This window comes from Thalassospira sp. (assembly GCF_048059015.1).
In the GTDB taxonomy this organism is placed as follows: Bacteria; Pseudomonadota; Alphaproteobacteria; order Rhodospirillales; family Thalassospiraceae; genus Thalassospira.
The window spans coordinates 98,384-124,346 of sequence record NZ_JBLLNT010000010.1; the positions used below are offsets into that span (position 1 = coordinate 98,384).

At 53.3% G+C, this 25,963-nt stretch carries 25 protein-coding genes, 1 other RNA gene and 1 pseudogene; 11 read left to right on the top strand and 16 right to left on the bottom strand.

Going from position 1 to position 25,963, the window contains the following annotated elements:
• Positions 1-37: 37 nt before the first annotated feature.
• The 5 genes from ACMZ66_RS14360 to ACMZ66_RS14380 form a co-directional block, all read right to left on the bottom strand.
• Positions 38-754: an ABC transporter ATP-binding protein gene (locus ACMZ66_RS14360; protein ID WP_416938034.1), complete on the bottom strand. Its 717-nt coding sequence runs from the start codon at positions 752-754 to the stop codon at positions 38-40.
• Positions 747-1,481 carry an ABC transporter ATP-binding protein gene (locus ACMZ66_RS14365; RefSeq protein ID WP_416938036.1) on the bottom strand — a complete coding sequence of 245 codons (735 nt, stop codon included), beginning with the start codon at positions 1,479-1,481 and terminating at the stop codon, positions 747-749. Before ACMZ66_RS14365 ends, ACMZ66_RS14360 begins: the two co-directional genes overlap by 8 nt.
• Entirely contained in the window at positions 1,478-2,461 is a 984-nt protein-coding gene (locus ACMZ66_RS14370; protein ID WP_416938037.1) for a branched-chain amino acid ABC transporter permease, read from the bottom strand. The genes ACMZ66_RS14365 and ACMZ66_RS14370 overlap by 4 nt, the downstream gene beginning before the upstream one ends.
• The gene (locus tag ACMZ66_RS14375; protein WP_416938039.1) at positions 2,458-3,330 is read right to left on the bottom strand and encodes a branched-chain amino acid ABC transporter permease; all 873 of its coding nucleotides are present in this window, start codon (positions 3,328-3,330) and stop codon (positions 2,458-2,460) included. The genes ACMZ66_RS14370 and ACMZ66_RS14375 overlap by 4 nt, the downstream gene beginning before the upstream one ends.
• A 77-nt stretch (positions 3,331-3,407) precedes the next feature.
• Positions 3,408-4,625 carry an amino acid ABC transporter substrate-binding protein gene (locus ACMZ66_RS14380; RefSeq protein ID WP_416938041.1) on the bottom strand — a complete coding sequence of 406 codons (1,218 nt, stop codon included), beginning with the start codon at positions 4,623-4,625 and terminating at the stop codon, positions 3,408-3,410.
• A 319-nt stretch (positions 4,626-4,944) separates the two neighbouring features.
• Between ACMZ66_RS14380 and ACMZ66_RS14385 the strand changes: the two genes are divergently transcribed.
• Positions 4,945-5,916 carry a helix-turn-helix domain-containing protein gene (locus tag ACMZ66_RS14385; protein ID WP_416938043.1) on the top strand — a complete coding sequence of 324 codons (972 nt, stop codon included), beginning with the start codon at positions 4,945-4,947 and terminating at the stop codon, positions 5,914-5,916.
• Positions 5,917-6,107: 191 nt separating this feature from the next.
• Entirely contained in the window at positions 6,108-6,890 is a 783-nt protein-coding gene (locus tag ACMZ66_RS14390) for a DUF3750 domain-containing protein (RefSeq protein WP_416938045.1), read from the top strand.
• A gap of 76 nt (positions 6,891-6,966) precedes the next feature.
• Here ACMZ66_RS14390 and zigA read toward each other — a convergent pair whose 3' ends face one another.
• From zigA to ACMZ66_RS14405, 3 genes are all read right to left on the bottom strand, one after another.
• Entirely contained in the window at positions 6,967-8,178 is a 1,212-nt protein-coding gene (zigA, locus tag ACMZ66_RS14395; protein WP_416938046.1) for a zinc metallochaperone GTPase ZigA, read from the bottom strand.
• Between the two features lie 159 nt (positions 8,179-8,337).
• Positions 8,338-9,519, bottom strand: coding sequence for an alpha/beta fold hydrolase (locus ACMZ66_RS14400; protein WP_416938048.1), 1,182 nt, complete (start codon positions 9,517-9,519; stop codon positions 8,338-8,340).
• Positions 9,520-9,675: 156 nt separating this feature from the next.
• Entirely contained in the window at positions 9,676-10,374 is a 699-nt protein-coding gene (locus ACMZ66_RS14405; protein ID WP_416938050.1) for a glutathione binding-like protein, read from the bottom strand.
• A gap of 164 nt (positions 10,375-10,538) precedes the next feature.
• Here ACMZ66_RS14405 and ACMZ66_RS14410 point away from each other — a divergent pair, with 164 nt between their 5' ends.
• The gene (locus ACMZ66_RS14410) at positions 10,539-11,231 is read left to right on the top strand and encodes a glutathione S-transferase family protein (RefSeq protein ID WP_416938051.1); all 693 of its coding nucleotides are present in this window, start codon (positions 10,539-10,541) and stop codon (positions 11,229-11,231) included.
• 193 nt (positions 11,232-11,424) lie between these two features.
• On the opposite strand, the gene ACMZ66_RS14415 is transcribed toward ACMZ66_RS14410, so the two are convergent.
• A complete protein-coding gene (locus ACMZ66_RS14415; protein ID WP_416938053.1) occupies positions 11,425-12,765 on the bottom strand; it encodes an MFS transporter in 1,341 nt (446 codons plus the stop codon).
• Positions 12,766-13,215: 450 nt separating this feature from the next.
• Here ACMZ66_RS14415 and cyoA point away from each other — a divergent pair, with 450 nt between their 5' ends.
• From cyoA to ACMZ66_RS14445, 6 genes are all read left to right on the top strand, one after another.
• On the top strand, positions 13,216-14,346 hold the full coding sequence (gene cyoA, locus ACMZ66_RS14420) for a ubiquinol oxidase subunit II (protein ID WP_416938055.1): 1,131 nt from the start codon (positions 13,216-13,218) through the stop codon (positions 14,344-14,346).
• 91 nt (positions 14,347-14,437) lie between these two features.
• Positions 14,438-16,447 (top strand): cytochrome o ubiquinol oxidase subunit I, encoded by a 2,010-nt coding sequence (cyoB, locus tag ACMZ66_RS14425; protein ID WP_416938057.1) that lies wholly within the window; start codon positions 14,438-14,440, stop codon positions 16,445-16,447.
• A gap of 10 nt (positions 16,448-16,457) precedes the next feature.
• Positions 16,458-17,078 (top strand): cytochrome o ubiquinol oxidase subunit III, encoded by a 621-nt coding sequence (gene cyoC / locus ACMZ66_RS14430; protein ID WP_416938059.1) that lies wholly within the window; start codon positions 16,458-16,460, stop codon positions 17,076-17,078.
• Entirely contained in the window at positions 17,075-17,455 is a 381-nt protein-coding gene (locus ACMZ66_RS14435; protein ID WP_416938061.1) for a cytochrome o ubiquinol oxidase subunit IV, read from the top strand. Before cyoC ends, ACMZ66_RS14435 begins: the two co-directional genes overlap by 4 nt.
• Before the next feature lie 94 nt (positions 17,456-17,549).
• Positions 17,550-18,344 (top strand): SURF1 family protein, encoded by a 795-nt coding sequence (locus ACMZ66_RS14440; RefSeq protein ID WP_416938062.1) that lies wholly within the window; start codon positions 17,550-17,552, stop codon positions 18,342-18,344.
• 203 nt (positions 18,345-18,547) lie between these two features.
• Complete coding sequence (locus ACMZ66_RS14445) at positions 18,548-19,186, top strand: glutathione S-transferase family protein (protein WP_416938064.1); 639 nt, start codon at positions 18,548-18,550, stop codon at positions 19,184-19,186.
• 92 nt (positions 19,187-19,278) lie between these two features.
• Here the strand turns inward: ACMZ66_RS14445 and ACMZ66_RS14450 are convergent, their stop codons facing one another.
• The 6 genes and pseudogenes from ACMZ66_RS14450 to ACMZ66_RS14475 form a co-directional block, all read right to left on the bottom strand.
• A complete protein-coding gene (locus ACMZ66_RS14450; RefSeq protein WP_416938066.1) occupies positions 19,279-19,836 on the bottom strand; it encodes a peroxiredoxin-like family protein in 558 nt (185 codons plus the stop codon).
• Positions 19,837-19,968: 132 nt separating this feature from the next.
• Entirely contained in the window at positions 19,969-20,592 is a 624-nt protein-coding gene (locus ACMZ66_RS14455) for a class I SAM-dependent methyltransferase (RefSeq protein WP_416938068.1), read from the bottom strand.
• Between the two features lie 152 nt (positions 20,593-20,744).
• A complete protein-coding gene (locus ACMZ66_RS14460) occupies positions 20,745-21,326 on the bottom strand; it encodes a TetR/AcrR family transcriptional regulator (RefSeq protein ID WP_416938069.1) in 582 nt (193 codons plus the stop codon).
• A gap of 132 nt (positions 21,327-21,458) precedes the next feature.
• Positions 21,459-21,977 carry a dihydrofolate reductase gene (locus ACMZ66_RS14465; RefSeq protein WP_416938070.1) on the bottom strand — a complete coding sequence of 173 codons (519 nt, stop codon included), beginning with the start codon at positions 21,975-21,977 and terminating at the stop codon, positions 21,459-21,461.
• A pseudogene (locus ACMZ66_RS14470) lies at positions 21,977-22,772 on the bottom strand (thymidylate synthase). Before ACMZ66_RS14470 ends, ACMZ66_RS14465 begins: the two are co-directional and overlap by 1 nt.
• 120 nt (positions 22,773-22,892) lie before the next feature.
• On the bottom strand, positions 22,893-23,534 hold the full coding sequence (locus ACMZ66_RS14475) for a hypothetical protein (RefSeq protein ID WP_416938072.1): 642 nt from the start codon (positions 23,532-23,534) through the stop codon (positions 22,893-22,895).
• A 125-nt stretch (positions 23,535-23,659) separates the two neighbouring features.
• Here ACMZ66_RS14475 and ssrA point away from each other — a divergent pair.
• Together ssrA and ACMZ66_RS14485 are read left to right on the top strand one after the other, a co-directional pair.
• Positions 23,660-24,026, top strand: a transfer-messenger RNA (tmRNA) gene (ssrA, locus tag ACMZ66_RS14480).
• A gap of 138 nt (positions 24,027-24,164) precedes the next feature.
• Positions 24,165-24,707, top strand: a complete 543-nt coding sequence (locus ACMZ66_RS14485; RefSeq protein WP_416938074.1) for an SspB family protein — start codon at positions 24,165-24,167, stop codon at positions 24,705-24,707.
• Positions 24,708-24,787: 80 nt separating this feature from the next.
• On the opposite strand, the gene ACMZ66_RS14490 is transcribed toward ACMZ66_RS14485, so the two are convergent.
• On the bottom strand, positions 24,788-25,744 hold the full coding sequence (locus ACMZ66_RS14490; RefSeq protein ID WP_416938076.1) for an AEC family transporter: 957 nt from the start codon (positions 25,742-25,744) through the stop codon (positions 24,788-24,790).
• Positions 25,745-25,963: the final 219 nt, after the last annotated feature.

Here is a 25,963-nt window from a genome sequence, read left to right on the forward strand (position 1 = left end):
TTTCTCATGTTCTGCTGTGTGGTGGCGAAAGGCTGCATCAAGCAGCCCCAAGGCCAAGGAAGGCCTTTTGCACAGCAGGGTCGGATTGCAGAGCCTTGGCAGTGTCCTGCCCGGTAATGGCCCCGTTTTCGATCAGATATCCCCGATCTGATATGGCAAGGGACTGGTGGGCGTTCTGTTCGACCAGAAGCACACCAACTCCGGTTTTGCGAATGGCAGCAAGTGCCTTGAACAATTCCCCGGTCATGATGGGCGACAACCCCAAAGACGGCTCATCAAGCAGAAGGATATCGGGATTGGACATCAATGCGCGTCCGATCGCGACCATCTGTTGTTCACCGCCACTCATGGTACGGGCTGCCTGGTCAAGCCGTTCAGCCAGTTTCGGGAAAAGATCAATCACCCGTTCAAGGTTCTGTTTTTCTGCCGCCCGGGCCCGTTTGGCAAAGGCACCAAGTTCAAGATTTTCGCGCACGGTCAGTTCGCCAAAAATCCCGCGACCTTCGGGGACAAGGGCAAGGCCCGCCTCAACGATCTTATGGGCGGAAAGTTCGGTCAACTCGCTGCCCGACAAATTGATTTTCGTGTCGCTTTGCGGGGTAACAAGACCAGCACATGCCTTAAGCAGGCTGCTTTTTCCCGCCCCGTTTGCCCCGAGCATCACAACGATTTCACCGCGATCAACCGTAACATCAACGCCGCGAAGGGCTGCGTGCTTGCCATAGGAAACCGACAGGTTTTTGATATCAAGCATGGCTGTCTCCCAGATAGGCACGCACGACTTCGGGGTCGGACAAAACATCATCCGGGGTGCCATCGGCAATCTTGGCCCCGGCATTCATCACGACACAGCGATCACAAAGGCTTCGGATCGCATCCATCACATGTTCGACCATGATGATGGTAAGCCCCTCGTTCTTGAGCTTACGCACAAGGGTAATACCATCCTGAAGCTCGGATGGGTTGAGACCCGCCAGCCATTCATCAAGCAAAAGCAACTTGGGCTGCAGGGCCAAGGCACGGCCAAGCTCAAGACGTTTCTGATCGATATAGGTCAGATCACCAGCCGGTGTGTGGGCCTGTTTGGCAAGGCCGATACGTTCCAGAAGAACCATTGCCTCTTCATGTGCCGCATCCCCCCAAAGCGGGTTGGTGCGATAGGCAAGACCCGCTTCGATATTTTCGATGCAATCAAGATCGGGCAGAACGCGCACCAGCTGGAAGGTGCGGGCAATGCCGGAATGGCTGATCTTGTGGGCCGGAAGACTTGTGATGTTTTTCCCGCCAATGACAACCTTGCCTTCATCGGGCGAAAGGGCTCCTGAAATCAGGTTCATCACGGTGGTCTTGCCCGATCCGTTGGGGCCAAGCAGGCCGACAATTTCACCGGCATAGACATCAAACTGCATCTGGTTGACGGCAATCAACCCGCCAAAGGCCTTATGCAGCCCGGAAATGGACAGAAGGACTTCTGTGCTCATGCTGCTTTCTCCTCTGACTTGGGGGTGTCGTGGTTGCTATCGGTTGAAAGCGCACGCTTTTTCGGTGCGCGGTATTTTTCATACAGGCCGACAACGCCACCGGGCAGAAGATAAACAATGACCATAAACACGCAGCCCAAAAGGATGCTGAAATGGTTCGGGAAGCTTGCGGTCAGAACTTCAAACAGAAGGGTCAGCGGAATGACACCCAGAAGCGGACCAAGCAAACGGCGCGGACCACCCAGAAGCGCCATAATGACGACCTGGAAGGACAGCATCGGGTTAAAGGCAATGATAGGATCGATATAGGTCCAGCGCGGTGCCATGATGGCTCCGGTCAGCGTCATGAACAAGGCCGAGAGGACAAACAGCGCAACTTTGACGCGGGTAACATCAATGCCGCAATGTTTGGCGACGGTTTCATCTTCGCCAATGATGCGAAGCGCAAAGCCAAGGCGCGAACGACCAAGAATGAAGCCGGTCAGAAGCAATACTGCAAACAGCGCAAGCAACTGCCAATAGATGTCATTCTGGGTGATATCAAGGAACACATAGCGTCCCATTTCACGCGTGACATTGACTTCGTACCAACTGACCACCTGGCGTACCAGTTCGGTCAGGCCAAAGGTAAAGATCACGAAATACACACCCGCCAAGCGCAGGGTCGAAAAACCAACCAAAAGGGCAATGACCGATCCGGCAAGACCTGCGAACAAAAGTACCAGCGGGAAAGCCAGAACTTCGCCCAGAACCGCGACGGTATAGGCACCAATCCCAAAGAATACGACAGATGCCAGCGAGATATAGCGCGTCGGGCCAGAGAACATCGACCATGCGGTCGCAAGGATGGCAAAGCTCACCACGCTGATCGCAAGTGACATGTAATAGTTGTCAACAAGCGACGGCAGGAATGCCAAGGCAGCAAAGATCACGGCACCAATGCCGACCGGCTTGATGAAATCAGGTTTTACGATGCTCATGACGCAGCCCTCCCGAACAGACCAGACGGCTTGATGAGCAAGACCAGCAGGAAGATTACATAGGTCACCGCAATGGTCAGACCCGGATCGATATAGGTCGCAACAAGGCTTTCAGCGATACCAAGAATAAGACCGGCAATCAGTGCGCCAAGCAGGTTGCCAACACCGCCCATGATCACAACGATCAGGGCCTTCATGGTAAAGACAACACCCATCGAGGTGGAAAATGTCAGGAACATACTGACCAGAACGCCACCAACGGCGGCAATGGCACCACCCAGTGCAAAGGCAAAGCAGGACGCGAAATTGACATCAATTGCCACAAGGCGGGCCGATGTCGGATCAACGGCAACCGCGCGAAGGGCGGTGCCAATGCGCGTACGTGTCAGGATCAGATAGAAGCCAAGACCAATCACAACGGCAAAGCCAAGTGCCACCAGACGGTTGGCTGCAATCGCTGCGCCAAAGACGTCGACCGCAGCATTGAGAAAATCATAGCTGTAATAGCTGCCACCAAACCAGACCAGCAACACGCCCTGAACGATAAACAGCAGGCCAAAGGTGGCCAGAATGCTGTCGACTTCGAGCATGCCACGGTTCTTTGCGCGAGCGACCAGCGGGGTCAGCAGGATGCGATATATCGCCCAGTTCAGCGCAAAGCTTGCAGGGATGATGATCAAAAGACCGACAATCGGATTGATGCCAAGGGCGGTCATGAAAACAAAGGCAATAAAGGACGCGACAATGACCAGCTCGCCATAAGCGAGGTTCATGATGCGCGATACACCATATTGCAGGGTCAACCCCATGGCGACGAGTGCATACATGCCGCCAAGTGTGATCCCGGAAAAGACTGCGTAGCTAAACATTCACTTTATCCAAAAGGGGCGCCGGGGCCTGCGCAGGTTGTGCGAAACACAAACCCCGACGTCCTTATCAGGTGCGCTTATTGCGCAGCTTTCCATTCAGGCTTCGGGAAGACGAGCTCGGCTGCACCTTCCATGCTGGTCGGTGCAAGACCAACGAACTTGCCGTCCTGCCACTGGCCAACCTGCCAGAAGGTCTGATCGCCCGGCTTGTAGGTGCCAAGGATGGTGTCAAAGCCACCTTTGGCCAGTTCTGCACTGATGGCTTCGCGGTCGGTGGAACCGGCACGCTCGATCGCCTGTTGCAGAGACTGCAGGGTCGACCAGTTAACGATCGATGCCCAACGATCTGGCTCACGCTCGGCAAAGGCGACGTGACGCTTGATGTAATCTGCAATCATCGGATCGTCTTCGCTGGCACCGCCAAGGCTGATGACGCCTTCGGCATTTGCGCCAAAGCGGTTTTTATAAAGCGGGAATGCCGTGCCAACACCGGCATAGAAGACTTTCGGATTAAAGCCCAAAACACGCGACTGTTCGGTCAGGCCAAGGGTGCCCGGCGGATAGGAGAAGGCAACAAAGGTGTCTGCGCCAAGTGATTTGATGTCATTGACGATGGTTGCCAGATCCTGGGAGCCCAGCGGATAGGTCTTGTCATAAACAAGATCAAAGTCGCGTTCTTCAAGTGCTTCGCGACCTGCCTTGGAAAGCTCGATGCCAAAGCCGTCAGCAACCGCGATCATGGCGACCTTGTCGTTGATCTTGCCTTCGTCTTTCAACTCTTTCAGGAACTCAGCCATCTGAACGGCATATTGTTCACCCGTACCCAGCAGCCAATAGGAGTTTTTCCAACGCTGCGCCAGCTGCGGCGCTTTGTCGGTCACAGCCGTACCGGCAAGATGTGCATAGCCCGCGCGATCAAGGATCGGTGCGACCGCAAGGTTAAGGCCAGTGCCCCAAGGCGACAGGATAAAGTCAACCTTGTCCTGGTTGATCAGGCGTTCGACGGCGCGAACAGCTTCTTCGGAGCTCGAACGGTCGTCATATTCAACAACTTCGATCGGAAGCTGTTTATCGCCGACTTTAAGGCCGCCCGCATCATTGATTTCCTTAACCCACATTTCGTAGTTCGGAATGGTGCTGGTGGCGGCCCCCGGTGCGCCCGGGCCGGTTTTTGAGACGGCATAACCAATGCGATATGTTTCCTGGGCATTGGCGCCAAACAGCGTCGCGGAACTCATGAGGGCAGTGGTTGCCGCTGCAATGGTCGCGATGCGCAGTTTTGCAGAAATTTGCATGCTATTCCTCCTGATCTCTTATGCAGAGACGGTTTTCCCGTTTTCGCGCTGTATCAGGAGATTAGGCAAAGAGAATTCTGTTATCTACTTCACAGTGTGAAGTAAATCTCCGGCGTATCCTCCCGCCCATTAGTTCGCATATGCAAAATAACGGGAACGCATTCTTGCTTTGTATTGTTGTTTTTGACGGTTTCTTTGACCGTCATTCTAGTAAGCGACGGAACTGTTATAATGTAAAGATAGCGAAATTGACATTTTAAGACGAAAAATTGTACTTTTATACATGTAACCATTTGGAATAGTTGGGGTCGAAAAAGGCATGTCTCCGCAATCTGAAAGACATATTCCGGTTTCAAGTCCGGTCAGGCTGTCGGATAACCCGTTTGAAGATCTGGTCCCGGTCACAGCCCAAGCTGTGATGGATCGGTTTGATCACCCGCTGTCTGTTCAGAACTGGGTGATGAATGATCCGGGGCGTCGGGATCGATGTTATGCCGTGCTGTTGCTGAGCGGTCGGGCACAAATCGGCTTGCGCCAGGGTACCATCGAATGCCGTGCGCCAGCCCTTGTCTGGTTACCCCTTGGCGAGACGCAGCGTTTTGCGGTTTCAGCGGGCGGGGATGGCTATTTGCTATCTGTCGCAGATGATCTGGTCGCACGTCATTGTGGGGATGTTGGCGGTGGGGCCAATCCGGCAGGGGGTGGGCTTCCTTTGCGATTTGCCGCTGACACCGTTCATAACGTTATCCCGGCGGAAAACAGTGAAAACCTGTCGCTTCTAACGCACAGTTTCGAAGCAATCCGCTTGGAGCTTATGCAAAACGCGCTGGGTGCCAGCCTTGTGGTCGGTGCGCATTTACAGATCATCCTGACCATGGTGCTTCGTTTGGCGGAAGGTGTCATGGAACAGCGCGACAAACATGGTCCGGGCTCAATCACGTTCCAGCGGTTTTTGCAGGTCCTTGAATTGCACTTTCGCGAACATTGGAATGTTGCTGAATATGCAACCGCCCTTGGGGTCAGTGAACGTCGATTGGGGTCGGCGGTTTTGCGTGCGACTGGCAAGCCGCCCTTGACCGTCATTCATGAACGGGTCTTGCGCGAAGCTTGCATGCGTCTTGAACAGTCCCCACTTGGCGTGGCACAGATTGCCTATGGGTTGGGCTTCCGTGATCCGGCCTATTTCAGTCGGTTCTTTAAACGTTATATGGGGGAAGCCCCCGGCGGATATCGCAGGCTCAGACGCGCAGCCGAACGTGTCCGCGACGATACCTTCGCCGCCTGGCCATAAGGTTCCTTGTTTCGATTTGAAACAAGTTTGTCGCGAAAATGTATCAACGACTCACGGCTTGTTTACCGGATTGCACCATTGCGAAGCCATTTTTTGATCCTACTTCTTCGCTTTGGCCGTAACATTAGTGCAATCTCATTTCAGACAGGACCGATCCGTTGCGAAAAGGCAGAACTTTTTTTGTTGGTTTATTGGCTGCCCTTGTACTGCCTTTTGGCATCAGCCTTGCGGAAAACCCGCCCGGTGAAAAGGAACAACAGCGTTATACCTGGCGCAATGCACCGCGCCATTCATCGGGTGTGGCCCCTGATCCGGCAGCACATGCCGATCAGGCGGTTGTTATGGTCATGGCGGCTGATACATTCGGTTGGCGCGGTTATTTCGCAGTCCACCCATGGATCATTTATAAACGTCCCGGTGAAACCAGCTATACCCGCTATGACGTAGTTGGCTGGGGCGGTGGCAATGTCATTCGCCGGAATTATGCGATTTATGATGGGCTTTGGTTTGGCTCCAAGCCAAAAGTGATGGTCGATCATCGCGGCGAAGATGCCGAAGCCCTGATTGATCAGGTCGAAGCCGCTGTAAAGTCCTATCCGTTCCCGCGCGAATATCGCAGTTACCCCGGACCCAACAGCAATACCTTTATCGCGCATATTGGTCGTGAAGTACCCGGCCTTAACCTTGATATGCCGGCCAATGCGATTGGCAAAGATTACCGCCCGATCAGCAATCCGGTCGGATTGTCTTCAAGCGGGCAGGGTATTCAGGCAAACCTTCTGGGTGTGTTTGGTTTCTCCCTTGGTCTGGAAGAAGGGATTGAGTTGAACCTTCTGGGCCTGAATTTCGGGATTGATTTTAACCGTCCTGCACTGCGTCTGCCCTCTGTCGGGCGGCTTGGTATGGATAGTGTCGCTGCCGAGAAAGCCGATCAAGTCAAAGCAGATGAAGTTGCGTTCGAACCCAATAGCTAAACGAAGTCTATTGGTTCGAACTCGCTATGTGAAGACGCCGCCTGTTACGAGGCGGCGTTTTCATTTGGGTTGCAGGTTATTGGCGTGACCAACGCGGGAAGGGATCGTTCAGATTGGCAAAGCGGGTCGGATCGAATTTTCCGATTTCGATTTCCGGATCGACATCAATCAGACATTCTGAAAGTCGCTGGCGCAGCGCTGCTTCATCCATGTTTTGGCCGATAAAGACAATTTCCTGCCGGCGATCAGCAAAGACCGGATCCCATTTCGAAAGAACCAGATCCCGCCAGACCTGATTATCGGGCCATTGACTGCGCGGGACAGCACACCACCAGGTACCAAGGGCCTGATGGGTAACAGCACTTCCGGCCTGACTTAGCTCACCAACCCAATCGGGGCGCGTTGCGATCCAGAAGTGCCCCTTGGCACGCAGGACACCTGGCCATTCGCTACTGAGGAACTCAAACAGGCGTTCGGGGTGGAATGGATAGGATGTACGATAGACAAAGGATTTGATGCCATATTCCTCGGTCTCGGGTACATGATCGGCAAAGCCATAAAGCTCCTTGGCCCAAAGCGGATGGTTTTGCGCACGTTCGAACTCAAACCGGCCAGTATTGAGGATTTCCGATGGATCGACTTTGCCATGTGTCGTTTCAATGATTTTGGCATCGGAATTAAGTGCGCGGATCACGCCAAGGACGGTTTGGCGATCTGATGTTGAAACAAGATCAGACTTGTTGAGTAACACCACATCGGCAAATTCGATTTGTTCGACCAGAAGATCCACAATGCTGCGTTCATCGCCATCGCCAAGGCTTTCGCCCCGGTCCGATAAAAGATCGGTTGAGCTGTAATCAGAAATCAAACGCGCGGCATCCACCACGGTCACCATGGTGTCAAGCTTTGCGATATCGCCCAGCGAGTTGCCGTCCTCATCGCGGAAATCAAAGGTCGCCGCGACCGGAAGCGGTTCGGAGATGCCGGTTGATTTAATCAGCAAATAATCAAAACGGTTTTGCTCGGCCAAACGGCGGACTTCGGCCAAAAGATCATCACGCAGGGTGCAGCAGATGCAGCCATTGGTCATCTCGACCAGCTTTTCATCTGTTTGTGAAAGCTCTGATCCGTTGTTGCGGACCAGATCGGCGTCAATATTGACCTCGCTCATGTCATTGACGATGACGGCCACCTTAAGGCCCTGCCGATTGTTCAGGACGTGATTAAGGGTGGTGGTCTTGCCAGCACCTAAAAAGCCGGACAGGACGGTTACGGGAAGACGGTTCACGGGATACCTCGATATGATGGAGTATTTGTTATGTTATAACATAACATTTATCGATCCAAGTAGATCAAGGCAACCAAAAATTTGCGCAAACCCAGTTCGGGTCGTGCATGTCGACAATACATATGGAGGAAACGGATCGGTTGGAGCGGTCAATACGCCCTAGTTCGTCACCGACTTGATGCTTCCGATCATGTCGGCAAAATAGGGGTTCCATGTCAGACGGGCGTGATATTTTCCCGGCTCAATATGGCCCCAGGCACTGCGCCACAGCTTCGTGCTGTCATCGGGAAGTGCGATATCTTCCTGACCGTTTTCAACAAACACAAAGCTTCCATCCACCCCGTAATAAGGGTTGGAGGGCGAAAACAGTGCGCTTAGATGTGAAAAGTTGCTGATCTGCTGATCAGGCAGGTTGCTGTTTTTACTTTCAACCCGCGTGTCATTGGATGGGGCAGGATTGACGTCATACCAGACCATGCGGGATGCCGCGTTGGTAAAGCCTGTTTCAAACCGTCGAAGTATCGCCATTGGATCAAGCACGCTGTCATGTGCGCTCATGGTGATCAGGGCCGGGCGATCAAACGGTTTGGCATCAAGCGCGTCGGCAACGTCGGTCACACTGCGATAATAAAGCGCTGACGCCTTGGTCGACAGGGACTGATAATTGATCATGTTGTCTTCCGGGTCGGCATCCACCCAATCCCAAAGATATTGAATGACCGGTGTCAGGAACAACAAATCCGTACCGGGCTCTATCCCCGGCGAAAACAGCAACAGCCCGGCAATGTCGGAATTGCGCGCCGCATAGCTGGTAACAAGATTGCCACCGGTCGAAAACCCACCGAGCCAGACTTCATCCACCTCGCGTTCAAGCAACTTGACCTGATGGGCAACCGATCCGGTCCAGTCATCATAATCAGGCAGGCTCAAATCACCGGGTCGTGTACCGTGCCCCGGTAGCAACATCGACCGTGCAAGCCAGCCATCCTGCGCCATTGCTGATGCGATATCATGGAAATACCACGGGCTGGCACCAAGCCCATGGACAAACAGGATACCGCGACGCGGGGCATCGTTGTTTGACGTTTGGTTGCTTGACGCTTGTGGGCGGATTTCAAACGGGATGTTGCGTGCGATCTCTGTTTCATGGTCATCGGTCAAAAAGACCCGATGGGTCGCAATCCAGTCACGCGTTTCAGAAACATAATCGGCAAAGCTATCCTGCTCATATGGCGGGATGTCAGGTGATTGCTGGTAAAGGGCTGTTTCAGGCGGGAATGCGCAGGCCGCCAAAAGCGATGAAAGAATGAATGCCAACAGGGTCGTGCGGATCAGACGCATGGTGGCTCCTTTAACCGGACGTGCGCGAAGGGGATAACAGGGATTGATGTAAATCGCTGAAATATCTACGTCAAACGGGTTTTGACGGATCACGCACTGTTTTGATGGGCGGAAAGGGGACCGACGCCCGATCAAAAGGGCGTCAGTCCAAGGGCCTTAGTTCTGTGTTGATTTGGCTGTCTGGCCAAACAGAACCTTTTTGTCTTCTTCTGACATCTCGCCGGAACGCAGTCCTTCACCGGCCTTGTATGCCGCAACTGTTGCTGCGCGGGCTTTGATGCTTTCAAACCAGCGTTTCAGGTTCGGGAAGTCATTCAAATCCTGCTGCTGCTTTTCATGGCTGACGATCCACGGATAGGACGCCATATCGGCAATTGTGTAATCGTCACCGGCAATGAATTTGCGGCCTTCAAGGCGCTTGTTCAGCACACCATAAAGGCGATTGGTTTCATTGACGTAGCGCGTGATCGCATAAGGGATCTTTTCCGGGGCATAGGTGCCAAAGTGATGGTTCTGTCCTGCCATCGGGCCAAGGCCGCCCATCTGCCAGAACAGCCATTCCATCACGGTCTTGCGGCCGCGCACATCGGTCGGCAGGAACTTGCCGGTCTTTTCGGCCAGATATTGCAAGATGGCACCGGATTCAAACACCGTGATCGCATCGCCGCCATCGGCCGGATCATGGTCGATGATCGCTGGCATGCGGTTGTTGGGCGAGAATGCCAGAAATTCGGGTTTGAACTGATCACCTGTGCCGATATTGACCGGGACGATTTTGTAATCAAGGCCGGCTTCTTCAAGAAACAGGGTGATCTTATGGCCGTTCGGGGTTGGCCAGTAATACAGTTCAATCATGGGCCTAGGGCTCCTTCAATTCTTGTTTGGTGGCTTCATCAATAATCGAAGCTTGCCAATTGAGGTCTTATCGGTCAATTTAAAACGAACGTTCCAAAATACAAGTGCAGGTCACAGTTTCGTGTGAAATCCACGCTGAAGCACCTGATCTGCAAGGAGACCAAATGATCCGTTTCTATTACCACCCGACCCCGAACCCGCAGAAAATCTCGATGATGTTGGAGGCCACCGGCCTGTCATACGAGGTGCTGCCGGTCGATACCCGCAAAGGTCAGCAGCACGATCCGGCATTCCGGGCGATCAACCCGAATGGCAAGGTTCCAGCAATCGTTGACATAGATGGTCCGGGTGGCAAGGAAGTCCGCGTATTTGATTCAAACGCGATCCTGCTCTATCTCGCGGAAAAGTCCGGCAAGTTTCTGGGCAAGCCTGAAGACCGTGGTGAATTCCTGTCATGGTTGATGTACATCGCAACCGGACTTGGCCCGTTTTCAGGTCAGGCCGTTCATTTCCAGCATGTCGCACCAGAAGGCAGCGACTATGGCGTAAACCGTTACCGCAACGAAATCGCGCGCCACTATCAGGTGCTTGAAGATCACCTTGAAGGTCGCGAGTTCATCGTTGGCGATGAAATGACGATCGTTGATATCTCGGCCTGGGGCTGGGTTGATAAGGCACCGTTCGTGCACAAGAACCCGGAAGTCTGGGCGAAATACCCGAATATCAAACGCTGGTTTGATGCCATTAACCGTCTTCCGGCAGCGGTCAGCGCGCGCGAAGTCGGCAGAGATCACGTTTTCAAAACCGAAATGGACGAAGACGCCAAGCGCGCCATGTTCCCGTCCAACTACGCCTAAGGGAGGCGGCAACCTCACCAGAGGGTTTCGCCATAGCAATATGCGCGACGCCTCACTGCCATGTTGGGGGACATGGTTTTGATGTGACCGTATCGGGATCGTCTGGCTGAGGTTGCCGTTATCACCCACCCAAAAGAAAACACCCCGGTCAGATTGACCGGGGTGTTTTGTATTCAAAGCGATGTCAGGCAAATCAGTCGGTGGTTTTCGCACCGAACTGCTTGTTGAACTGCAGAACCAGAAGCGTGACAACAGCACCTGAAAGCAGATAGGCACCAACACCCGGCAGGCCAAACTTGTCGCACAGATAAAGTGCGATCAGCGGCGCAAAACCAGCACCGAGCAGCCATGCAAGGTCAGATGTCAAAGCCGAACCGGTATAGCGATATTCACGCTTGAAGTTCGACGCCAGCGTGCCAGCTGCCTGACCAAAGCACAGGCCAAGAACTGCAAACCCTCCCAGAACAATCATGCCTTCATTGATGACATTGAAGTTGTAAAGAAGCGGGGTCAGAACAGCACCCAGCAAGATGATGCCAGCACTGTAACCAAGCAGACGACGACGGCCCAATTGATCGGCAATGAAGCCCGATGCGATGATGCCAAAGGCACACAACACAGCACCAACACCCTGTGTCAGAAGGAACTGACCCGGATTGCCGTTGGCATAAAGATAGACCCAGCTGAGCGCAAAGACGGTGACAAGGTGGAACAGCGCGTAGCTGACCATCGGGACCAAGGCACCCAGCACAACGGTACGACCGTTATGTTTAAGGGTATCCATGACACGGGCTGCTTCGAGCTCGTTCTTTTCAAGCAGATGGCCGAATTCCGACGTTGCAACCAGACGCAGGCGGGCAAACAGCGCGACCACGTTAATGGCAAAGGCAACGAAGAACGCATAACGCCAGCCAAAGGCCAGGAAGTCATCGGGATGCAGGGTAAGCAGCAGATACGCAAACAGGGATGATGCCAGCATGAAGCCAAGCGGCGCGCCCAGCTGCGGGATCATCGCATACCAACCCTTGCGGTTGTCCGGTGCGTTAAGTGCCAGAAGTGAAGCCAGACCATCCCATGCGCCGCCCCATGCAAGACCCTGAAGGAAGCGGAAAGCACACAGAAGGTAAATCGCAACGATCCCGGCCGAGGCAAAGCTTGGCAGGAATGCCATCGCGGCGGTTGAGCCGCCCAACAGGAACATTGCGATTGTCAGTTTCACGCCGCGGCCATAACGGCGGTCGACCGTCATAAAGACAAGCGATCCAACCGGGCGGGCGATGAAGGCCAGAGAGAAGATGGCAAAGGAATACATGGTGCCGACAAGTGCGGTTTCGCCGGGAAACAGCAATTGCGGGAACACAAGTACCGATGCGATGCAATAAACGAAAAAGTCGAAAAATTCCGATGTCCGGCCAATAATCACGCCAAGCGCAATCTGACCCGGATCGTTGGTGGCGTCGGCGTTATGATGCCGCGCATCGCGTTCCAAACCCGAAGAGGTGGCGGTCGCGTAGTTTTCTGTCGTTTGGTTCACGCCGTTCTCCCTTATTCACTGGTCGGGCCTTTTGGCCCTAACTGCTTTTGATTGGATCACAAATTCGGATCAGAAGGCGATACGACTTTGGATCGAGTCTAAGTATAGACATGTGAATTGCAAACGTCAGTGTCAATTATTGTTCCGCACCGCACAACGCTGGGTTAACATCGGAATGATAATTGTCATTAAGACCCAGCTATGCGCCGCAGGTACCTTGACATTGCTGCGATGCAGCTATAGCAATTCCCGCGAATTTCCTATTCGGCATTTTTTCGAAAAAAAATTGCCACTTTTGTGCCCTTTCCGTGGATGTCTGGAATTATAATTCCTATATGGGGTTGCGGCAGGGTACGACGCGTGGCGGCCTTCGGTGGGTCGTTCATGCGGCTCGCAGGCATATGGTTGTCTGTGAGAACATCTTCCAGAGACTGAGGAAGTATGAAGCGCATGCTTTCAAAACTTGTACGCGGCGTCGCTGTAGCCTCGATGTTTTCGCTTCTGGCCGGTTGCAACCTTGTTGTTATCGACCCGTCGGGTGATATTGCGTCCCAGCAGTCCGACCTGATTATCGTTTCGACCATCCTGATGCTGCTGATCATCGTTCCGGTGATGGCACTGACCGTTTTCTTCGCCTGGAAATACCGTCAGGGAAACAAGGATGCGGAATACGATCCTGAATGGCACCATTCCACGAAACTGGAAGTTGTCATCTGGTCTGCACCGCTGGTGATCATTATCGCCCTTGGCGCGATTACCTGGGTTACCACGCACACGCTTGACCCTTATCGTCCGCTCGACCGCATTGATGCCGAACGTCCGCTTCCCAAAGATCACAAACCGATGGTGATCGAAGTTGTTTCCCTCGATTGGAAATGGCTGTTCCTGTATCCGGAACAGGGTATTGCGACCGTTAACGAGCTCGCGGCTCCGATTGACACTCCGATCCAGTTCAAAATCACCTCTTCGGGTATCATGAACTCCTTCTTCATTCCGGCTCTTGCGGGCCAGATTTATTCGATGGCTGGTATGGAAACCAAACTTCATGCCGTGATCAACGAAGAAGGCGTTTTTGATGGCTTCTCGGGGAACTATAGCGGTGAGGGCTTCTCTCACATGCGCTTCAAGTTCCACGGCCTGAGCGAAGATGGGTTCAATGATTGGGTATCCAAAGTGAAGTCTGATGAGAACTTCCTTGGCCGTGCCCAGTATCTTGAACTTGAAAAACCCAGCGTCAAAGAACCGGTTCACTACTACAGCGCAGTTGATCCGGAGCTCTTTAAAGCGATCCTCAACATGTGCGTCGATCAGTCGAAAATGTGCATGAACGAGATGATGGCGATTGACGAGAATGGCGGTGGCGGTCTGGCCGGTGTCTATAACGTTATGTCTCTGACCTATGACGTTCCACAGATGCGCGGCAGCCAGCCTTTGCCTGATAGCAAGTCCTACGTCGCAACGCTGTGCACCACCCCTGAAAGTGGTTTCTCAAGCGAGATCGCGAACCTGCCATTGTTTGCCAATGGTCAGCGTGATCGCGCCATGAGCGTTGCGCCCGCAGGCGTTTCGACAGGGTTCTGAAGCAGTGCCGGTTGGTGAATGCCAACCGGCCCTTCGCAGTTTTAGCACCGGGTAACCGGTGCCTTTCTGCATTTGAAAGAAGAGTAATCCGATGTTCTCTAATCCGGACCTTTTACACTTTATATTTGGCCGGTTGTCCCTCGACTCCTTCCCGTTCCTCCATGATCCGATCATTCTTGTGACGTTCCTGGGGGTGGTTGTTGGTGGCATCGCCGTTGTTGGCGGTCTGACCTACTTCCGTCTGTGGGGATATCTGTGGCGCGAGTGGATCACCTCGATCGATCATAAAAAGATCGGCATCATGTATATCATCCTGGCAATCATCATGCTTCTGCGTGGCTTTGCCGATGCGCTCATGATGCGTGCCCAGCAGGCAATTGCCTTTAACGGGGCAGAAGGCTTCCTTCCGCCGCACCACTACGATCAGATCTTTACCGCGCACGGCGTGATTATGATCTTCTTCGTGGCAATGCCGCTGGTGACTGGTCTGATGAACTTTGTCGTGCCGCTGCAGATCGGCGCACGCGACGTTGCATTCCCGTTCCTGAACAATTTCAGCTTCTGGATGACCACTTGTGGTGCCGCGCTGATCATGGCGTCGCTGTTTGTTGGCGAATTCGCAATGACCGGCTGGCTAGCATATCCGCCGCTGTCTGACATTGTTTACAGTCCGGGTGTGGGGGTCGATTATTACATCTGGGCCTTGCAGATTGCGGGTGTCGGTACGTTGCTTTCGGGTGTGAACCTGATTGTGACCATCGTCAAAATGCGAGCTCCGGGCATGTCGATGATGAAAATGCCGGTCTTTACCTGGACCTCGCTTTGCACCAACATCCTGATCGTTGCAGCCTTCCCGGTGCTGACCGCGGTTCTGGTTCTGCTTGGTCTGGACCGTTACGCAGACACCAACTTCTTCACCAACGATCTTGGCGGTAACGCCATGATGTACATCAACCTGATCTGGATCTGGGGTCACCCGGAAGTGTACATCCTGATCCTGCCGGCGTTTGGTGTGTTCTCTGAAGTTGTTTCGACTTTCTGCCGCAAGCGTCTGTTTGGTTATAGCTCGATGGTTTACGCCACCGTGGTTATCACCATCCTGTCCTACATCGTCTGGCTGCACCACTTCTTCACCATGGGTTCGGGTGCAAGCGTGAACGCCTTCTTTGGCATCACGACCATGATCATCTCGATCCCGACCGGTGCAAAGGTCTTCAACTGGCTGTTCACCATGTATAAGGGCCGCATCAGCTTTGATGTCCCGATGCTGTGGACAATTGGCTTTATGCTGACCTTCGTTATCGGTGGCATGACCGGTGTTATGCTTGCGGTTCCGCCTGCGGACTTCGTGCTTCATAACAGCTTGTTCCTGATTGCGCACTTCCATAACGTGATTATCGGTGGTGTTGTCTTCGGGATGTTTGCCGGTATCGTTTACTGGTTCCCGAAAGCATTCGGCTTCAAGCTGGACGAGTTCTGGGGCAAGATGTCCTTCTGGCTCTGGACCATTGGCTTCTACTTCGCCTTCATGCCGCTTTATGTTCTCGGCCTGATGGGCGTTACCCGCCGTATGAGCCAGTTTGACGATCCGTCGCTGCAGATCTGGTTCATCATTGCTGCCTTTGGCGCGCTTCTGATTGCCGGTGGTATCGGTTCCTTCATCCTGTCGATCGTTGTTGCGGTGATCAAACGCGACAAGCTTCGCGATGAAACCGGTGACCCGTGGGGTGGTCGTACGCTGGAATGGTCGACTTCGTCACCGCCTCCGGCCTACAACTTCGCCTTCACCCCGGTTGTTCATGAACTGGACGCTTGGGCTGACATGAAGAAACGTGGCTATGTACGTCCGACGTCTGGCTTCCTTGATATCCACATGCCGAAAAACACCGGCGCTGGCTTTATCCTGGCAGCTATCTCGCTCGTTCTTGGTTTCGCACTTGTCTGGCACATGTGGTGGCTTGTTGTGGCAAGCTTCATCGCACTGGTTGGCGGCGCGATTGCCCACACCTTCAACTATGACCGCGATTATCACATCCCGGCATCCGAAGTTGTAGCGACCGAAGAAGAACGTACTGCCCTTCTGGCAAAACAGCAGGCGTAAGGGAATGACAATGGCGAATACTACTGCCTCTCAGACCGAAGCGCCGGTCTTCTATCTGAAAGAAGAGCATCACCCGGAAACGGGTACAATGCTCGGCTTCTGGATCTATCTGATGAGCGACTGCCTCATCTTTGCGATCCTGTTTGCAACGCACGGTGTCCTCGGCCGCAACTACGCGGCCGGGCCATCGCCGGCAGACCTGTTTGATCTGGGGCTTGTCGCGATCAACACCTCCATGCTGCTGTTCTCGTCCATCACCTATGGCTTTGCCATGCTGGCGATGGAAAAGGGCAAAATCGCAGGCACCCAGATCTGGCTGGCAATTACCGGTCTGTTCGGTGTGGCCTTCGTTGGTCTTGAGATCTACGAATTCCATCACCTCTGGAGCCTCGGTGCGACCCCGATGCGCAGCGGCTTCCTGTCGTCGTTCTACACGCTGGTGGCAACGCACGGTCTGCACGTGACCTTTGGTATCATCTGGCTGGTTACGCTGATGGTGCAGGTTGGCAAGCATGGCCTGATCCCGGCCAACAAGCGTCGTCTGATGTGCCTGTCGATGTTTTGGCACTTCCTTGACGTGATCTGGATCGGCGTCTTCTCCGTCGTTTATCTGTTGGGAGTTCTGGGATGAGTGCACATTCACACGCACATGATGACCATCACGGCGATGGTGCCTCTCACGGTTCGTTCAACAGCTATATGATCGGTTTCGTCCTGTCAGTGATCCTGACAGCGATCCCGTTCTGGCTTGTCATGGACGGTGTTCTTGACAGCAAGGTCGCCACTGCAATGTGGATTATGGGTCTTGGCGTGATTCAGATCGTGGTTCACATGGTTTGCTTCTTGCACATGAATACCAAATCCGAAGGTGGCTGGAACATGCTGGCGTTGATCTTTACCCTTGTGATCGTTGCGATTGCCATCGCCGGTTCGCTTTGGGTTATGTATCACCTGAACACCAACATGATGCCGCAGATGGATCATGAGATGATCAAAAGCTTCGGCTGATTGATCACTTGATTTTCAAAGGGGGCGCGATACTTAAACCGGTATCGCGCCCTTTTTTGTTCCACCGATGATGACGCGTTTGAAAGAAAGCGAGATGACGGATAACCGCATTTCCGAAGGTCCCCAGGACCATGCCAAAACCGGTCCTTCCATGGTCACCCGGATTGTTGTTCTGAGCTTGGCGGCAATTCTGTTTTCCGGGTTCTGTGCGCTTGGCATCTGGCAGATTGAACGCCGTGCCTGGAAGCTTGATCTGATCGAACGGATTGATGCGCGGGTACATGGCGATCCGGTTAGCGCGCCATTGCGTGATGATTGGCAGAATGTCAGCCGCCAACGTGATGAATATCGCAAGGTTTCAGTGACGGGCACCTATCGCAACGATCTCGAAACGCAGGTCTATACCGCGACCGATTATGGGGCGGGCTATTGGGTGATGACGCCGCTTTTACGCGAAGATGGCACCATCGTCATGATCAACCGCGGTTATGTTCCCACTGATCGCCGCGAAGCCGATAGTCGTCCGGAAAGCCATTTTGAAGGTCAGGTGACTGTCACAGGTCTTCTGCGCATTGATGAGCCGCTTGGCACCTTTATCCGCGACAATGTGCCCGAAGAAGACCGTTGGTATTCACGTGATGTGCGCGCCATGGCAATCAAACGCGGGCTTAATGGCGATGATGTCGCGCCCTATTTCATTGATGGGGACGGGGCGGAAAACACGGCAAAGCTTCCGGTTGGTGGTCTGACCAAGATCAGCTTCCCGAACAATCACATGACCTATGCCCTGACCTGGTTTGGGCTGGCGGCATTGACCATCGTTGCTGCGTGGATTGTTTTGCGTCCGCGTCGTCGCAAGGCGGATGGCGAAGACGGCGACGATGACTAAGGCCAAGAACCTTTGATGTCTTTGTAAAGAGCCCGGTCCATTGTGATCGGGCTTTTGCTTTTGGGGTTGAGTATGCGCTGACATCCTCCTGCCATACAGGTGTCAGGAACCTGTCGCTGGTGCGGTTTACATTGCTGAGAAACAAGGGGAAATTGCCGTTCGACATCGCACAAATAACACGAGCAAACGCAAGGAGCCCAAAAATGCGATCAGACCGGAACTTGACCTTTTATCACGCGGTCCCGTCACGTAGCGGAACGGTGCATTGGATGTTGCACGAACTCGGTATCGCGTTTGATACCAAACTGCTTGATATCCGGGGGGGAGAAGGGCGGACGCCTGAATATCTGGCCCTGAATCCGTTGGGCAAGGTTCCAACCATCGTCCATGGCGATACCGTGATCACCGAGGCGGCGGCAATTTGCTGCTATCTGGCTGATGCATTCCCCGAGGCCGGATTGGCCCCGGCCCTAGATGATCCGATCCGTGGCGAATATCTGCGCTGGTTGTTCTTTTCCCCATCCACGATCGAGCCTGCCTTTATTGACCGGGTTCGCCAATACGAAGCCGAAGACAGCAGCCAGAATTCCTATCGCGACTGGGAAACACTGGTTCCGATCCTGCTTGATGTTGTTGGCAAAGCCGATCCGTGGCTATTGGGGCAGAAATTCACGACCGTCGATGTTGTGATGGGCTCGACAATCCGGTTTGGTTGCATGTTTGGTATTCTGCTAAAAGACCCGATCTTTGAGGCCTATATCGCCCGGATCGATGCGCGCCCGGCTTATCAACGTGCGCAAGAAATCGATGCGCCGCATTTTGCCGCAGCCATGGCAGGGTAATCGGATCTACCAAATAGTATGAAGAATAAAACGGCCGGTTCCTGCGATTTGGAACCGGCCGTTTGGTGCTTTAGGCGTGTTTTGATGTCGGCTTATGGATTTGTATGATCAATGACTTCGCCGCGTGCCGGATAGCCCTTGGCAATCACGAAATCAAGCGCACCCAAAATCTGGTCAAAGGCCGGGCGGGCGAACGGCATGGTTTGAACCGTACCGAAATAAAGCGTGCCATCCGGACGGACGAGGAACAGGCCAGGCTCGGAGAAAATGGCTGGCTCTTCATAGCCGCTTGAGGTCACACCGTTTGAGGTCGAGATGTAAAGACCCCATTCACGGGCTTTCTCAAGGCTCAGGCCATAACCAAGATCAAGGTTCTCAAGACCCCATTTCGCCTTGGCTTCAACCGCGCGGTCTTCGGCGTCCGATGACAGGACAACAACATTCACGCCGCGCTTGGCGAAGTCTTCGAGCTTGTTATCAAGGTCTTTGAGGTACTTGCCGCAAATCGGGCAATGCAGGCCGCGATAGAACACGACCATGGTGAAGTTTTCCGGTTTCTGATCGGCAAGCGACCAGGTGCCACCACCAACAAGCGGGACGGACAGGGACGGCACAATTTGGCGCGGGATAAGCGGGGTAATTGCAGACATTTCGTTCCTCATGACTTGGGTCGGGAATAATTGAGATTGATTATGGAATGATCGTTCCAAAAATCAACATCTATTCATTCCGATCACTGAACTGTGAACCGAAGTCCGGGAAGTTTTGGCGGAATTCTGCGTCTAACGTCGTTTGGCGACCAGGAACCGTGATCCGGTCTTGGTCGGGTAAACGCCGCTTTCGATGATCTCGAACCCTGCATCGCGCATCATGTCATCAAGCTCGACATAGCCGATGAAATGAACCATCGGTGCCATGCCGATCTTCTGCATCACCCAAATGATCGGGCGCAGAAACTTCATCTTTTCGGCAAGGCAGGGCGTCTTGGAAATGAACAACCCACCGGGTTTGATCAGGTCATGGATCTGATGAACAGTTTGGGCGGGGGCCTCCATCAGATGGAGCATGTTAAACGCAGTTACGACGTCAAACCGGGCGTCCTGTGCCAGCAGTGTTTCCGTCGTTTCCTTGGCAAAGCGAACATTGGGGATGTTTTGCTCATTCGCCTTTTCGGTCGCGATTTCGATCATGCGTCCGGAAATGTCGGTGCCGGTTATCTCGGCAACCAAAGGGGCGAGTTTAAGCGCGGTTGTCCCGGTACCACAGCCAACCTCAAGAACATGATCCTTGGGGGCAAGGTGGGAAGAGGTGCGTTCGAGCGTTTTGGCGTAGGCCGCCTCATCGCCGACGGGTTTGCGTGCATATTTGTCGGCCGCAGAATCCCAGAAGGTATCACTGGCTTTCATGATGGTTCCGCAATTTGGACCCGAAGGTGGGGTCGGGTTGGTGACGGGTAAACTATCAATCAGCGCACACATCTGCGCAACCCGAAATAAACATCGCGGATCAGAAATAAAACCGATAATCAAGCGGGATCAGTGGTGCAGATAGATTTGAGTTAGTCCAGCGCAGCCAGAATGGTGTTGGTATAGTCTTCCAACGTTTCCTGATCCGCACCACGGCGCGACATCAGCTGTACGCCCTGAATGGAACCGGCAAGGAAACGCGCCAAGGCACGAACATTCTTGTCCTCGGGAATGGTGCCATCCTTGATGCCACGCGTCAGGGCAGCGGCAAACATTTCCTCGACCCGACGGAAAGCCTGATGGGCGATGGCCGCGGTTTCCGGATCATGCGGGGCCAGCTCCATACCGGAATTCACCATCAAACAGCCTTTATGGCGGCCTTCGGCACAGCCGGTTTTGGCGGTGTCGCGGAAGGTTTTTTCAATGGCCGCTCGGCCATCTTCCATTTCACGAAGGTCAGCAAAACGCTTGGCACTGATTTTCTGGCTGTAATGATCAAGAACGCGCAGGAATAGCGCCTTCTTGTCGCCAAAGCTTGCATACATGCTGGCACGGTTAAGCCCGGTCTCATCCACCAGATCCTGAACGGAGGTGGATTCAAACCCTTTGCTCCAGAAGATGTTCATTGCGTTATCAAGAACGCTTTCTTCATCAAACGCGCGTGGCCGTGGCATGGCATGTCCTTGGGTCTTTGGCAGAACACTGGAACGAGTGTTCTATAACTCATGTAAAGATGTATCGTATTCCTGACAAAATCAACCATCATGGGATCACATGGCTGTGTCTCTTGTCAGGTTTTATCCCTTTCAGCGACGCTGCAAGGTGACAAAGCTGTAATCCGGGCCATCCGCATTATCGATCTTCTCGCGCGCCGTTTCATTCCATTGATCATCGGGAAGCGGATCAAGGAATGTGTCGCCATCGATATCGGCATGGACTTCGGTAAGCTCGTAGCGCGTCGTGTAAGGCAGGGCGAGGTGGTAAATCTGCGCACCACCGGCAATGATGACTTCATTGACCCTATCGGCACGTGCGATTTCATCGCCCAGCTTCACTGCACTTTCAACATCGTGACAAACGCGCACATTGTCGTGGTCAAACGACCAGTCCTTATCGCGGGTGACAACGATGGTTACGCGTTTGGGCAAGGGGCGGCCAATCGCCTCAAACGTGACACGGCCCATGATCATGGGTTTGCCAAGTGTTAATGCCTTGAACCGTTTAAGGTCTTCGGGCAGTTCCCAGGGCATCCAGCCATCTTTACCAATCGCACCATTTGCTGCGGCGGCGACAACGGCAACGCGTTCAACTTTTTGATCGACCATTAAACGGCCACCTTGCCGGCAATGTGCGGATGCGGGTCATAGCCGACCAGCTCGAAATCATCGAACTTGAAATCAAAGATCGATTTGACGTCGGGATTAATCTTCATGGTCGGAAGCGGGCGGGTTTCACGCGAAAGCTGCAGCTCAACCTGTTCAAGATGGTTGGTGTAAAGATGCGCATCGCCCAGGGTATGGACAAAGTCACCCACGCCAAGATCACAGACCTGCGCAATCATCATGGTCAGCAGCGCATAGGATGCGATGTTAAACGGCACGCCCAGGAAGATATCGGCACTGCGCTGATAAAGCTGGCAGGACAGTTTTCCATCCGCGACATAGAACTGGAACAGGCAGTGACAGGGCGGCAGTGCCATGTTGGGCACATCGGCGACGTTCCAGGCCGAAACGATCAAGCGGCGTGAAATCCGGACTGTTTTTGATTTGGTCAATCAGGCCGGTGATCTGGTCAATCGTCTCGCCATTCGCACCGCGCCATGAACGCCACTGACCACCGTAAACCGGGCCCAGATCGCCATTTTCATCGGCCCATTCGTTCCAGATGCGCACACCATTGTCTTGGAGATATTTGACGTTGGTATCGCCATCAAGGAACCACAGCAATTCATGAATGATCGATTTCAGATGCAGCTTCTTGGTGGTGACCAGCGGGAAACCTTCGGCAAGGTCAAAGCGCATTTGATGGCCAAAGATCGATACAGTGCCGGTGCCGGTGCGGTCTTCTTTCCGGGTGCCGGTGTCGCGCACCAGACGCATCAGATCAAGATATTGCTGCATGCTGTGTCCTGCATTTTTCGGAATCGTGTTTGTCGCAGCATAGTAAGGTCGGCTAGGTCGGGCAATAGGCGGAGCGTCTCAATAATGGTCCTCATAACATCATGCTGAGTCATCAATGCTTCAGCAGCGACCAATCAAATCATCATCTTTAAACCACTCCTCTGGAGCTTGTTCCAAATAGTCTACGTGCATCAAACCCTTTTGCCCTGCGTGAATTGTTGGGATGTTTTCGACAGGAAATGTTGCAGTGAAAGAGACGGTTCCTAGAGCTTGACCGTTACTGAACAAGGCAGGTGATAGCATATTTCCTTTTGAACATGTCCAAGCCAGTTCAAAGGTATCGAGCAAAAAACTTCTTTTCTCCTGCCACCAACGGTCCTCTGCACCTCTGTAGTGTTTTTGCGCGTGCAGAAGTTCGCCTAGTTTTTCCGCATTTTTTCTAAGCTCATCTCTTACAGGAACGTAATACATATCAAGATGTTTACCGCCTGCGACCGACCATTTGATGCTTTGAATTCTCTGCTCACTCATTATGTCCCTCAGAGCTCTTCCTTGGGCCCCGATTTTATGATGTCGTGGGATAGAGCGAACGTATTTTCGCTGCGCGTTAAGATATTGCTCCTGTCTGATTTCGACATAGCACCGAAGTTCATACGCAGCGTAAAACAGCGACTGTGCTTCATCCCTGAGAAGCATTTCTCTTGCTCGATGGATGTAGTTTGATTGATCGACGCCGTATTTATATGCGTTGGACTTAGACATCTCCAGTTCGATCCTCTTAGAAATGTTCCCTAGCAGGCCGCTAGAACCTTCCAAATTGGCTAAGTAATTCAACTACAATATCCTAGTATTGTTTGTGCTCAGCTTTTAATGATTTTTTCCCAATTCCCCTTGTGAAACGGGTTGGTTTTGACCTATATAGGGGCTGTCGGGGCAACCCGACTACGGCGCTAAACTGCGTGACAGAATAGGCTTTACGGACCCGGGGGCGGTACCCGGCGGCTCCACCAAATTTACGGTTGTCCAACTCAGACAATCTTCGTGGGGCCGAAATAGGATCGACGTGAGCAGTAAAAGTCAATGTGGGCGCTCGGCATGGTACCACCGCATCGGGCCAATGTTTGTAAATGCAAACGACAACAATGCTCCGGTTGCTGCTGCCGCCTAAGCGGTACTAGCACCAAAGCGAAATTCCGGTTGCCGGGAGCGGTAATTTGGTGGGGGACGGGGCACCTAGCAACAGAACGCCCCACTCTTGTATTTCTTCCCCGCTTCGTTATGAATAGAGTCATTAATCGGCCCGCCAAGATGTAATTGGTGTGCAGAGATGCTATATGACAATGACGGGATTGGCCGGAAATCGCCGGTATCCCGCCAGATACAGGATTACTGATGCAGAAACCGGAAGAATTCCGTTACGATCTTATGGTCGACCAGGCGCTGCGCGGCGTGGTGAAAGACATTCTTGCGCGCGTGGCCGAAGAAGGCCTTTTCGGCGAGCATCACTATTACATCACCTTCCAGACCAATCATCCCGGTGTTGCCCTGCCTGAAAGTCAGCGTAAAGCACATCCGGATAACATCACCGTTGTTTTGCAGCACCGGTTCTGGGATTTGAAATCCGAAGATGATCACTTCTCGGTCGGAATGAGCTTTGATGGCATGCCGACCACTGTGGTTGTTCCGTTTGATGCGATGCTGGCCTTTGTCGATCCGTCTGCCAACTTCATGCTGACATTCAGCGTCGAAGAAGAAATGGATGACGATGATTTCGATTACGAGGAAGAAGACGATCTGGATGCGGATCTGATCGTTGATGACGAAGATGCAACCCCGACACTGGTTGCAGAGCCGTCCAAAGCACGCAAGAAGCCGAAACCAGATGCCAGCGAGACCGGGGAAGTCATCGCACTGGATGCGTTTCGCAAGAAATAAGCAATTGGCTGCAAGTCCGACCAAGTGCGTAAAAGATACACGGGTTCGACATGGTCATGTCGGACCCGTTTTCTTTTGGCTCAGGCGATTGCCAGATAGACCGAAAGTGTTCCGATTGAAAGGATCGTGGTGATCAGGATCATGCGTCCGGTCAGGATGCTTTCGCGGTTATAAAACTCGGCCAGCATAAAGGGGCCGGTCCCGGTCGGCAGGGCTGCGAGCAGGATTGCCAAATTTGCAAGGTGGCTGGGCAGACCCAAAATCGGTACGGCGGCAACCCAGGTGAGCGCCGGCTGGGCAACCAGTTTCAAAATCACGAAAAGTCCCGTAACGCTCCAGCTTTCCTGTTTTTGCTCCGCCGTTCGATCGGCGAGAAACAGCCCCAAGGCAATCAGCGCACAGGGGGCTGCGGCACCGCCGACCAAGCTTAGATAAACATTAACCGGATCAGGCAGTTCCCACGGGGATAACATCACAACCGTGCCAAGTGTCGGTGCGATCAGAAGCGGGTTCTTGATCAGGGCCTTCATGGTTTTGAAAACAATCGCGCTTCGGCTGCTTTCGGTCTGAAGGCCAAACTCGATCAGGATAATGGCAAAGGCAAACAGCACACAGGCTGTCAGGATGGTCGCAATCAGGGTTGCTGCCATGCCGCTTTCGCCAACAACGGCCAAGATCAGCGGAAAGCCAAGAAAACCAGCATTGGCGTAGCTGGTGGTCAGGCCGTCAATCACTGCATCGACCAAATGATGCCCGGTCGCCATCCGCACGGCGATGGTCAAAACAAAGACAACTGCACAGCCAAATCCAAAGGCCAGTATGAAATCAGGCTGCCAGATTTCATGGGGTTCAGCGCGCGCCATGATGTCAAACAAAAGGGCGGGCAGGGCGAAATAGACAACCAGCCGGTTGATTTCGCGCGTGGCCGTGGGGCCAAGTGCGCCGCTTTTGCGTGCAATCCATCCGGTCAGGATGAGGGCGAAAATTGGCAGGATGATTAGAATTGGGACAGCATGAACAAACCTGAGAAACAGCATCCGGTGACGTGATGCCCATCCTTGATGCACTGAGCGGTTGGGAATTGTCCACTGCAATATCAATCAATTGGGCAGTGGGCTGCGGTTTATGAGACTTTTGGATGTTAAATCGCGCATTTCGGTCCGCAGAATTGCGTAGTTCGCGACTAAATGCGTAAATCCGGGCAAAGAACATGGATATTTGCCCGCCAAGGCGCTATGTTCCGCGTCAATTATCGA